At 37.4% G+C, this 12,367-nt stretch carries 10 protein-coding genes; 1 reads left to right on the forward strand and 9 read right to left on the reverse strand.

What is annotated here, in order from left to right; translation table 11 throughout:
• Positions 1-62: 62 nt before the first annotated feature.
• Both OB236_RS14425 and OB236_RS14430 read right to left on the reverse strand, forming a co-directional pair.
• Positions 63-461 carry a hypothetical protein gene (locus OB236_RS14425; protein WP_262684633.1) on the reverse strand — a complete coding sequence of 133 codons (399 nt, stop codon included), beginning with the start codon at positions 459-461 and terminating at the stop codon, positions 63-65.
• Positions 462-539: 78 nt separating this feature from the next.
• A complete protein-coding gene (locus OB236_RS14430; RefSeq protein ID WP_262684634.1) occupies positions 540-1,928 on the reverse strand; it encodes a DNA cytosine methyltransferase in 1,389 nt (462 codons plus the stop codon).
• A 372-nt stretch (positions 1,929-2,300) separates the two neighbouring features.
• On the opposite strand from OB236_RS14430, the gene OB236_RS14435 reads away from it, so the two are divergent.
• Positions 2,301-3,737 (forward strand): hypothetical protein, encoded by a 1,437-nt coding sequence (locus tag OB236_RS14435; protein ID WP_262684635.1) that lies wholly within the window; start codon positions 2,301-2,303, stop codon positions 3,735-3,737.
• Positions 3,738-4,118: 381 nt separating this feature from the next.
• Here OB236_RS14435 and OB236_RS14440 read toward each other — a convergent pair whose 3' ends face one another.
• The 7 genes from OB236_RS14440 to OB236_RS39815 all read right to left on the reverse strand — a co-directional run bounded on the left by OB236_RS14440 (position 4,119) and on the right by OB236_RS39815 (position 12,053).
• Positions 4,119-4,688 carry a TIR domain-containing protein gene (locus OB236_RS14440; protein WP_262684636.1) on the reverse strand — a complete coding sequence of 190 codons (570 nt, stop codon included), beginning with the start codon at positions 4,686-4,688 and terminating at the stop codon, positions 4,119-4,121.
• Positions 4,689-4,775: 87 nt separating this feature from the next.
• Positions 4,776-6,665 (reverse strand): TIR domain-containing protein, encoded by a 1,890-nt coding sequence (locus tag OB236_RS14445; RefSeq protein WP_262684637.1) that lies wholly within the window; start codon positions 6,663-6,665, stop codon positions 4,776-4,778.
• A gap of 17 nt (positions 6,666-6,682) precedes the next feature.
• Entirely contained in the window at positions 6,683-7,276 is a 594-nt protein-coding gene (locus tag OB236_RS14450; protein ID WP_262684638.1) for a toll/interleukin-1 receptor domain-containing protein, read from the reverse strand.
• Between the two features lie 265 nt (positions 7,277-7,541).
• Complete coding sequence (locus OB236_RS14455; RefSeq protein WP_262684639.1) at positions 7,542-8,432, reverse strand: hypothetical protein; 891 nt, start codon at positions 8,430-8,432, stop codon at positions 7,542-7,544.
• Positions 8,433-8,571: 139 nt separating this feature from the next.
• The gene (locus OB236_RS14460) at positions 8,572-9,984 is read right to left on the reverse strand and encodes a copper amine oxidase N-terminal domain-containing protein (RefSeq protein WP_262684640.1); all 1,413 of its coding nucleotides are present in this window, start codon (positions 9,982-9,984) and stop codon (positions 8,572-8,574) included.
• Positions 9,985-10,134: 150 nt separating this feature from the next.
• Positions 10,135-11,490, reverse strand: coding sequence for a competence protein CoiA family protein (locus tag OB236_RS14465; protein WP_262684641.1), 1,356 nt, complete (start codon positions 11,488-11,490; stop codon positions 10,135-10,137).
• A gap of 269 nt (positions 11,491-11,759) precedes the next feature.
• Positions 11,760-12,053 carry a hypothetical protein gene (locus OB236_RS39815; RefSeq protein ID WP_317259349.1) on the reverse strand — a complete coding sequence of 98 codons (294 nt, stop codon included), beginning with the start codon at positions 12,051-12,053 and terminating at the stop codon, positions 11,760-11,762.
• Between the last annotated feature and the right edge of the window lie 314 nt (positions 12,054-12,367).

Raw genomic sequence — 12,367 nt, forward strand, 5'->3', positions numbered from 1 at the left:
CACCAGGAGACGAATATTTCGCGGCTCCCGTGCAGGGGCATCATGCAGGCATCCCTTTTTAGTTAACTTACAGAGAAGATTCTATTTGCTTCTTTCTCGATCATCTCGATTTGTATGTTTTCCATCCCATGTTCATTCAACGCGAGATTGATCACTTGTTCCTTGATACGTAGGTATTTCGTGTCCGTTGGTCTCTTTAAATGATCCTCAACGGCCTGCAAGACCACTAGTGCGAAGGTGTGGTTACTCAGTACTTTTGCATTGAGACCTTGTGGAAATGCGAAATATCGACGTCCTGGTTCAGCAATCTCATTAAGCTCTTGAACCAAACGTTCGCTGGTAGTTGCCGAATGTGTACGGATTAAAACAAATCCTCCGTTCTCTTCAAGTCTGCACCATATGGTCGTATTTTCGTTTTTCTCGTGTACGATCAGGTTACTTTCATCTAACTGTAAACACATACTTAGCACTCCTCTTAACCTTGTTAATCAAGGGATTTTATCGTGATTTCAAATTGCCTTTATCGACCAATTCAGTCTTTAGAATAAGAAGGACAATTGCCCCTTTTTTTCCTGCAGGTAGGATTCGGCCGATTGAAATTTTTTCCCCAGCTCGAGCTTCATAAGTGAAACAGCTACCTCTCCGCCAATCGCTTTTACCACATTACAATCGACCGACTGGCCAATTAACTGCGTAATTTGGTTTTCTGACATCCATTTCGGAAATTGGAACCACGATGGGATATGGAGGAAACGAGCCAACTCTTGCCAAATAAATTTGCGCCAGCGATTCCCATCCGGATGCAAGAAGTATGAGGATGTAACATTAGTCCGCGAGTAAGATTCCAATATGGCCGACATACGGTTCGATTCAAGCGAAACCAACGTGTGGTTATGCTTGGCTGTAAAGTTATTAGTGTTCCCGTCCTTCGCAAGAATCTGACTCATATACGTGCCCTCAATGGGTTGGAAGTTTCCTCGTACTTCCCAATCCCTACCTATTACTTGCCCAATTGTCGATCGGAAACGTACCGGGATATTCGGTGCTGTAGGCCACTCGAAATCGATGTCATCCTTAAATGCAACGGCATAGCCGCGGACTCGGGATGGTATGGATCCAAACTCGTGCGCATCAATCATCGTCTCGTAGAAGCGGCGAAACCCAGACGCTTGGAGAAGACTCAGTAACTGTCTATAGCTGCGTGACGAATAAAACTGAGGTACTTGCTCAATGATGACAGTTCTTGCAGAACTCGCATTGACCAGCCGCACGTAATGTGGAGCCAGATTGCTTATGCTGCCGCCGTACGAACGCCCAAGCGATGAGAATTCATCACATTCGCAAGAAAGCCAAGCGACGTCCGCTTGTGGTACAAATTCACTGTGAATATGCCGTATATCACTCCAAAGGGTAACACCGGATTTTCCGAAGTTTAATCGAAAGGTATCCGCAGCAGCGTTCCAGAAATCGACGCCACCTACACACTCGTATAATCCTGTATCCTGAAGAGCTGCATTCGCAATCCCCGCTCCGGATGGAATCGAAAAGCAGCGAAGTCGCTTTAATTCTGCCCCTTGAAAACTGTCAGGTCCGATCTCCCATAGGGAAATACTTTGCGCCAATCGCGCTTCAATTCTCCCTTCATGCACGATAATATCAATCCGCTTCCGGGCGTGAAGAACACGAGTTAACTCCTGGTTTTTCCGGTCAAAGTAGGGGCGGGGCTCCTTCCATCCGGCGCGCTGCCGCTTGGAGATAACACTATCACCGTCTTGGCGTTTCAGAAGAACGACAGCATGCTGTTCTACGCGAAACTCTACCTTGTCTCCTGGTGAAAATCCTCCAGCTTCCAAGACACCACATTCAAAATAAAGCCTGGTCAAACCATTGGATTCGGTCGTCATTACGTTCCGGACCAAAGCTATCATTTTTCTATTCCTCCTTTTTTTGGATACAAAAAATGGAGACGCAAAAAAAGCATACGTAACCCGTATACCTTAATGGTCTCCATTACTTGAACCTTTGTTTATTGACTAATAAATTAGCTCTACCCCTTCCTTGCACGATTCATAGGTATGGACGGCAAGGAAAATAATTATGCAACATTATTTTTATATTATATACTATGCCGATTTCTTCTGTAAATATTGAAAGGTTCCGTTAATTTGCTTTTTATTATTGGAAAATCCAATGCATATTTTGAATTAAATAGATATACCAATTTATTGGTATTCAGTTATAGTTATTAATATAGTGAACGATGATAAGACTTTAATAATTTGAAAATAAGGGGATTAAAAATGAAGGAGTTTATATTTGAGAGTGAAATACATAATGTTAAAAATAATACTATAAAAGGATATTTAGAAGAAGTAATCTCCTCTTATAATATGGGGAATTATAGATCCGCTATCGTCTCATTGTATAATGTAGTACTTTGCGATTTGGTGTTTAAGTTAAAAACTTTACATGAAGTATATGAAGATCAAAAAGCACAAAATATACTTGAGCTTCTTGGTAATAGTAATAACGAACATAGATATTCCGCTTGGGAAAATAAGTTAGTAAATGCAGTTGTAGGTTCAACAAATTTATTGGATAAACAAGAAGAAACATTAATTATTAGATTAAAGGAAGATAGAGATCATTGTGCTCATCTAGCTCTTAAAGATTATAGTTTGTATTCTCCTAATAAGGATCAAACAAGAGCACATATAAGAAATATGTTTGAACTCGTATTTTTGAGAGATCCGTTATTACACAAAGATGTTATTGATACAGTTCTAACAGATATTGAGGACTATTATTTAACTGTCGGCAGCATTAACCCAGAAAGATTTGGAAGTTATCTTTCGGTAAAATATTACTCGAAACTCAATAAAAAATTGGAAGAGAAATTGTTTAAAGCTCTGTGGAAATATATATTTATTAGCCAAGACAAAGAGGATGATACAAAACGAACCGCTCGTTACTATGCTATATGTTCTTTAGTTGAAAGGCACCCTGATACTTTTTTGACATATGTAAAAAATGATCCTGTTTCCTACTGTGGTAATATCAAAATTAACAAGGGTGAAGCATTCGATACTAGCTACTTTTTCAAACTAGATGATGATCGTAATAAACTCCGGTGTATAAACATAAAATTCGGCCTATCTCCACAAGCACTTTTAATCTATTTTCTAAGTACTTACCCAAATTTTTATGATGAATTAAAAGGAGACATCGCAGAAATCTTGGCACATGAAGCTGAGAAAAATATAAATTTATTTACACGTGCTATTTTTTTGAACAAAAATCTAGAAAGTCATTTGCGGTCCATAGAAGATTACAAAAATAAGGCAGCTGGCGAAATTAGAAAAATTGATTATTTTGATTTTAGCGTTTTTACTATGATAGATACCTCTATTGACTTTGAACAAATTGTATTTCTTTCTAAGGAGGCAGAAAATAGAAACTATACAAGTGTTCTTGTGGATTTTATTTTAGTCTGGCTTAATCGAATTGGAAGCCACGATTCAGTTCAAGGTGTAATGAAAAACATGATTTTCCCATTATTTCATTTGTTTAGTAAGAGCGATATTGTAAAACTTTTGGGAATTATGAATAATCACGGTCAGATCACAGGGGATAAAAAAAATCGTCATTTCTACATACCAGAACTCAAAAGGAAAATCAGTGAATATTATGGTGCGGATTTTCCCATTGATGAGTATAATTCTGTCTGGCAAGCATAATTACACAGGAGCGGGATGAAACCGCTCCTGTACGCTGATGAATCAGTTAAAATAGAAATGGCATCAACTGCTTCTTAACTGTAGTAGCTAAGAATCTTGATACCTTGTAATCTACAAAATAACGACTTGAAAAAAATTGAAATATTGATTTACACTGTAATCATAGGCATCATCGATATAATATTTCAATAATCTTGTTTTGCATAAATCTTGAATTAAACATCTCCCGACATAATATCCCTTTTTCTCTAGCAAATAGTGTGTTACGAGGGCTGCATTAGTTTACAGCTAATCGATGAACACTTACAAATAACAAAAAAACCGTTTATAAGCCATTGGCTTAAATTACGATTTTTTTGCTGAAATTAACTCATTTGGAAACTATTTAATCCAATTTGAAAAATTATCATATCCTTTATCAAGTATCCAGTCATAAGTATTATAGAAATACGATAATTTAAAAAATTTCCCTTTTCTTTCATCATTCACTTTAGAAATCGTGTAACCATCTAAATCTTTATACAAAACCCACTTATTGTTTCTGTACTCATAAAAATCTACTCTTGTACCATCACTATTATATTGTATTCCTAAGTAATCGAATGGATTAAGACCCGAGCTTTTCGTTTTTTGATCTTTTCCGGGTATGTTATTAATATGAATCCCCAATATACTATTTCCTTTACTAAGACTTTTCACTATTTCATAACGAACCCATCTTCTGTCATATGTATCTGTTCCGATTAGTACTGCTGTTACCGATGTGTTTTTTAATTCATCATTAATTAATCGCTTTAAGGCAATTTCACCTGTTTTTTTAGCCTCTTCCCAAATGGAAGCATCAAAGTAACCTGCATTATCATTTTTAGTAAGTTTATGTTGTCTAACAACATTTGCTCTAAAATCAATTACATCTTGATAATGAAAACTGAAAAACACTCTCTTAGACATAAAAGCACCACCCTCAATGGATTTGAATCTATTTCATAACTATAATTACTTATAATAAAAAATAGCTCTTACATAAATAACACAGTATTAAATGATTAATGAAGAGACAATTTTATCAAAGATAGTTGAAAAGTCCGTTCCCATCATAAGTAATTTATTATCTTCCTCTGATAAAGTATTCAGACTTCGATATGTTCCACTTTTTAAATGCGCTGCAGCAAGTTGTGCACTCCTCCCACCAACAGCTCCTAAAATAAATACAGGAATTCCTTTTTTTCTTGCTAATTCAATTTCTTCATCTATGCCAGGCTTGTGGCCATTAGAATCAGTTTTACCTCCTAAGGCGATAAGAGCAATGGCTTTTTCATTTTGTATCATTTGTTGCCTTAATTCGGTAAGGCTTAGGTCAAGATTATTATTATTAATTTCTGTCGGGAATAGTGTACAATGCTTTTTGTATTCTTCTTTCAGTGGATGGTTTAACCAATATTCAGAAACGTACATGTGGACATGTTCTTTATATTTGTCAGGGAATAATTCTTTTGCTTTTTGAAAAATCAGGTGCTGGAACGTCGGATGAGCACCAAAAATAATGGTACCTTCTTTATTTAGAATACCTGTAACTAATGCAAACACTGCATCCGTTAAAATCTGATGATACTCTAACTCAGAATCTGGGAATGCACCAGCAAGAACTATGCCTTTATTTCTCAGTGTTGCTACTTTGCTGGGGTTTACTATTCTTTCCATCTCGTATAAATACTCATCTGATGGTTCAATAGTAATTTCCTCAGGATCTACATCTACGTAACTAGCAGTCCTAGGTGTTAAGATTAATGTCGTATCGTGGTATTTGCCCAAATTACTGTTAGTATAGCCCATTTCGTTTATTGCTTGATTTACACTTGTGATATCATGCAGCTTGGGGGCTCTTCCATAGAACTGAATTAGATGGGTCATAGGGTTTTGTAAGTATTTAAAACCACTTCTCTTAACCGTTACTCTATAAAACAAATTACGCTTATTAAGCTCTCTCACTTCAACTCCATGTTTTTGAAATTGCCGCAATCGTTGAATTTGATCGTACACTAACTTTGCAGATTCCCTAGACATCCTAAAAGCCTGATCAATAATTTTGTCTAATAAGTCTAATTCAAATTCAGGTTGCGCCTCAGATAATTTTGGTAGTTCAAAATGAGGTTTACTACCTGGCTTAATTTTCAAATCTTTTCTATCCTCAGGTGATTGTGAGCCTACTTGTACCCAAACAATAGGAATATTTAAAGACATTGCGAGAAGCAATTCTTTATTTATCCATTCGGATTCCCCTGCTAATGGAGTATCAAGAAAGATTACCGCGTCACTCTGTCTGACATTCTCTTCTATGATATGTTGAGCTTCTTCCCCAACCAATATATCAAGCAGATCTCGAAAAGGCGTTTCCCCCCTTCCTCGCAACTCACGACAAAAAGATGCCGCAATGTTCTCCCCGTCCGCTCTTCTATGGCTCAAGAAAAACTTCATTTTTTCCTTATACAAGGTAGGTTGTAATTTCGAGATAATGGTTCTTGCTAGCGATACTGCGATAGTTGGTATATATTCCGAGCTTAATTTTCTTCTTCTTAAATGATCTACTATATCGAAACTCTGCACTTCTTTGAATACATCAGGAGGCTTCCTAGAATTAACGCTGGATCCGACAGGAATTATATCTTCTTTCAATTCTTGTCTTGACTTCAGCTCTGATATTTGATCGAACAACTGATTCAGTAAATATGATTCTTCCTGATTCTCTAGATAATTAAAAAATACAATCATGTCTGATTTTCCGGGTGCAATAGTCCTTAGCTTGTCTTCATTAGTCAGCATACTCACATCAACATATCTATCCAATTCATGAAAACATTCTTCAGCGAATAATGTCACATCGGGGAAATCACCAATTGTTAGTAAAGGATGTATTATATACACTTTCATAGTGCAAATTCCTCCATTTATGTTCTTTTATACGGAACCGAACCATTTAACCATAATTCAAAGCGAACATATACGTTTGAACTATCATGTACCCAAAGAGCCATTTGATTGCTTCCTTGTACTGTTCCTTTAGTAATATAGTTATAAATCCCCAAATACTCCTGACCTTCAAAAGCATCTGTCTGAGAAGTAGTATTTGTAATCGGGATTACGCCAACCTTTCCTTTTATCCCATCAAAATATCCTAATTCCCAAGGCATCCATTTTGATTCTGTTGAATTATCTGAGGTTGCGAAAAATAAACACTTGCATCTTTTCATTCTTGTCCTTAATTGTTCAGCAGTTTCTTTGGTAACTTTGGAACGATCTAATTGGAGATCTTCAATCCAATCCACATAAACGGAGTGGCCCATTTCTTCAAGTTCAAGTTTGAGCCCCAATATAATCTTAGCATCAGAATAACTGTGTGATAAAAAAATATCATAGTTTTTTGTTGAACTAAACTCATATGAAGCACTTTTCAGAATCGTACTCGCTTCTGTAAAAAAACTCTTTTTTAATAATTCTTTATCTGCCTTCGCAATCAGGTCTGATCTTTTAAATAGTGACATATAACACCAATCTTTCATATACATTATATTTCATTATATTACATTTTTTTCTCATTTTCCAGTTCTTTTGAACTATATTATCTACACATAGACCTACTCGATCTGTTTTAATAATAGGACTCTTTATTTCTTAACTGTTGATTTTGACCAATAAAAAACCGCCAAATTGGCGGTTTTTTATTGGTGAGAATTACAATTTAGTTTTGAAATACTTCTGACAGTTTCATAGATCGTACATCCTAATAATGAAAAACCCATAGGCATGTCATAGTAAGATAATACTTGATCCCCCAAACTTATCGTAGTAGACGGAACTTTTGTATTTTCCATAACTATAATCTCTTGAAAAACACGAAAGCTTACAAAGCCAACTTAATGTCATTCCCATCTCATCGCATAGTGTTTGAATAAATTCTCGATTTAAATACAAAGTGTGACCAGCATTAGGTGGTAAATTGGCATCTGCCATTTCAGAGAATCCATGCATCCAGTCTTTCCACTCTCCTACTAATACACCTTGTTTTAATATTTGAATTGAATCTTCAGTACACTTATAATCTAATGGTTCCTCGATGAGGGCTCCATGTGGAAGGTATATACTATTCATTCTCCAAAACTGCCAGCGAGGAATAGTTGCAGGCCAAATATTTTTAGTCATAGGTATAATAAGCCAATCCCCTGAGCGAATACCTTCTATTTGATCTTCGTTTTTTAACCTTCCATTGAAAAACAGTTTGGATGCTCCGAATTCAAACTCGTCGCTTTCTAAATGATCATATAGCTCCTCGATGTCAGGTCCTTCTTTACCAATACATCTTTGCAAAACTCCGGTAATTTGAAGATGATATACTAAATTATCAGATGAATGAACTATTCCGCTGGCTTGCACTAAATTGCTTTTACTAGCTTGTTGCTTTGACCATATTTCATAGACTTTCCCCCAGATACTGCTTGGAACAGTGTCAATATCACTTTCCTGATTCAATACGTATGGCCAATCATCAGGCTTATTACCTACCTTTACATTCCAAAGACCTAAATCAACAGGACTATTTCTTAAAGCTAATTTATAAGCATCACGAATACTAAATCCTTTTTGTTCTACTGCCCAAGCTAGAGACCTTAAAAAGGCTGATCTATATACCTCGCTGAACATTACATCAAAAACAGAATGTTATTATTATAGCTGAAAGTGCTTTACCAAATATGTATCGGCGCGCAGTTCCAAATAGATAACTGCGGCCGTTTTCTAAAAAACACGTATGTTGAATTCTTGCTGTTCCTCTAATAAGTAACTATTGTGGTAGATTAAAAATGTTTAATTTCACAATGCCTTCATACCAATTAGATTCGTCCCGGATAATTTCCCATCCATGTATTTCATTATTACTTATCGTAACTGTGGTACCAATCTCAGAAATTTTTTTACTTTTAAGCGTCGTGTTGATTCCATCCATTAAGACATTGAATTCCTCGTCAATGACTGTATATTTATGATCGTATTTATTCGTGGTTGGATTTAGGATTGAATAAACGTAGTATATCTTATTATCATCATAACCAAAACCCATAGCAGCATAGTCGGTAGGTAATGGATTGCGATCAGTACTCGGATCATATCTGTTATTACTAAGGAGCACTCCGTTAACTACATCCAACTGATTAAAATTATTAAAATTGATAAGTCGATGATTTTGTTGATTATAATACAAAGCTTTGCTTGTATCATTTTCAATAATGTGTTTAATTTTATGATCGGGATCATTCACAATAATCGGTTGATCAAATGATCCTTCAAAATAAAGTTTTTCTTTGAAGTATTCGCCAAATAAGACCCCATTAGTACCGTTACTATAGATAGGAATGAGGGATTCGTCCATATAAGAGTATGAATTATACATTGTTGGGACGCGCTGTACAATATAATCTTCTTGGACTATTTTTCCGTCTGGCCCAACTTTTATTTGTTTAAGTCCTTTAGTATCTGTTGTGTAAATAGAATTTCCTGAGATTACAGTCAAAGATCTATACTTATCTCCTATCGGGGAAACAACTTCGGTGACTAGATGATCTCTAGTTACCCATTTCCCCTCTTTTGCGATGGATACATAATATTTTGAATTATAAATTCCTTTGTTATAAAATACATAAAGATATCCATCTTTTTCAATAACTTTAGTATTTAATGCATTAGTGACCATTGCAAATTCAAGCAGTTCTTTTCCAATTGCTTGTCCACCAAATTTTTCTACCTGCCTATAACCTGTTTTAGGCTCTTTGATACGAACCGATCTTTCAGTTCCATCCCAAGTAACCAAATTACCTGTAGCTTGACCAATAAATCTGAGAGGTACAAACGTTGAACCGTTTACGATATGTGGCGCTTCTGTGAGATACTGTTTATGGCCGTTGACCTTTGCATAAGGGTTATCTAATTGAAGCTCAATAATTAAATCATCTTTTCTACCAGTAACAGTCTGTGTTGATTGGTCCCATACTATAGCCAATCCCAATTCCGTGAAAATAGTTCTAAAAGGAACCATTGTAGTCCCAGACTGTAAAATTGGCGACTCTTCCAATGCAATTCGTTGATTATTGATGTAAATGTCAATAGGCTTCTCCTCGGCATGAACAAGAAAACCTGAGAAGAATACAGAATAAAGAACTGGTACAGTTAAAAAAGCTTTTAATACATTATTTACTTTCAAAAAATGTTCCTCCTGCCTGATATTGGGGTAGTTAGATTAGTCCACCAAAATGTGAATTCGATGAAAAAGTCCATAATCCTCTATATATTTCCAAATTAGTGCAAATTTCTACATAGCTAAGATAATAAAGTAACAGACTGACATGCTTATTCATAGCATAGCTATGTCTATTAATACTCTTCTTAAATCTGAATCGATGGAATTCGGATATTTGATTGGTCCCATTACTTCGCGAGCTAGGCTCCGAATCCGCTCCATTTGTATTCGCGATAAAAGGTTTTTGTTTGCCCTCAGGGTCGTAAGGATGTGTAAAGCTTCAGAGAGGGACATATCGATATGAAAGAGGTTTCTAATGTTATCACTGAAAAGGTAATTCATTAATTCTATATCGCTCGCTAGTATCTCGGGATTTTTGGCCACAGTAGTATGCTTGGAAAATTTGTCGTTGACAAGATGATTCTGTTGTACAACTTCTATATTCAACTCCTGTTGCTGCCATTTTAATTCTTCTTTTTCGGCTGCAATGGCAACTTCCCTTTCGTAATGAGATGAGAGTATCTGCAAACGTTGTTGCATGATCTCAGTTTCCTCGTTATCCCACCATGTAAATCCGTGGTTCAAGTGATCGAGTGAAGTAGCCCGTTCAAGCGATATAAGAGATCGGTGAACATGATAGCCAAACTTATTATGATGTACAGGTATAAAGCGCTGAATATAAGCATTACCCGCTCCTGGATCAACATATGCAAGGCTGTATACATCAGGCGATTGAAAAGCATCACGTTCGAAGACATGCTGCTGAATACCGAAGTACTCCCGTAATACAAAAGCTTTTCCGAAGACATCAATGAATTCCGACATAAAGGCAGTCCACTGCACATCAGTCTCGGTTTGGATCTTCATTTGCTGTTCCGCTTTATAGAATGAGACGACCTTACGTTCTGGAACAGTTGCAAGCCATGAGAAGTCGATGAAAAAAAAGGGCTTAAAACCTGCAGCCCGATATGTCTCCGTTCTCTTTTGAATGTAATTATTATAAGCTTCATCCTCACGAGAACCGGTGATATAGTCGATTGCCCATATCGAGCCATCTGGAAAGGTAAGGATAAAGTCAGGAACAATTTTAAGACTAGATCGGCACATGTACCCATCCTGAACGATGATGGATTGAGGCTTCAATTGACCTTCTAGATAGGTTCGAAGAATAGCACGGCCTGCTCGATGGGTAATATTGTCTTCACTTTTCTTAATACGTGTAATGTAACGCTCATAATTTTCCGCGCTTGGACATGGGTCCCGATGACGAAAGTGTGGAGTCTCCCCCCTCAAAACTAGAGTTACCGGTTGACTGCAACAAGGACATTCAATTACTTTTTTGTTTGAATGAATTCGATACTTTTCTTCTAGATTCCGAACTACACTTTCTCTTGAAGCGCCTGTTGATAACTGCTCAAACCATTCTTTGTTGATTTCAATACGTTGATCAATAAGTACCGCTACTTCCATATAGCCTCCGTTGTAAAAACATGTATTTATTCATTAATACTTCCACATCTTCTTCTGAAACCCTTTTGTTTGCCTTGGGAGTGATTAGACTTTCCAACCTATTTGACAGATGTATCATCTAAAGTCAAAAGGTTACTTCTAATTTTCTATGGTTGCATAATTGGAAAGCTGCATCACTCTAACAATAGAGATACTTTGACCCTCTACAGCAAACACAGAAATATCCATCGAATTGCCAACAATAACCTGTACTTAAAAAAATCCACATGCTATTCCCCTTCAAACAACCGTTCGCCTTTATGCAGTCTCCAGGCAATTTTAGCCGTATGCGGGAGCTCACGAGCGGTTGGTGCGTGAGCCGCTAAATACCGGGTGCAGGCGAGTAGCATCGTTTCTTTGGCTTTCTCCGCAAAAGAACCTGCCGCGGTTTGCCAGCGGTCGTATTCGGCCATTGTGGCCTCATACATTTGGAAAGAATGGAATTCTGCATCCTCCCGTAACAGCGCATGGCCAAGTGTGTTAAGCAGCGCTCCTGGCTCACCACCACCATGAATGTAATCCATCACCCATTGCGCGGCCGGTCCGACCTGCTGGCGNGAGCAGCTCCTGGTGGTTGGTCGGCGCGGCGGAGCCGGATGGCTTCGGACGCGCGGCTGTCGGTACGTTTAAGAAACGGTCCAGATATACGCTGACAGCTCCGTGAAAAATCGCCCGCTGCAACAGCGGCTCATCTGATTGCAGCAGCCTTTCATGCACGGCGTGAGCATATGTGAACGTATGGAGTACTGCAATCCAATCGCCAAAATCATTCTGCGTATGGAAACGAACGATCCGTTCCGCGGCGGCCAAAGCAACGAGCTTCGCCAATTGCGCCGGA

It is taken from the genome of Paenibacillus baimaensis (genome assembly GCF_025567575.1).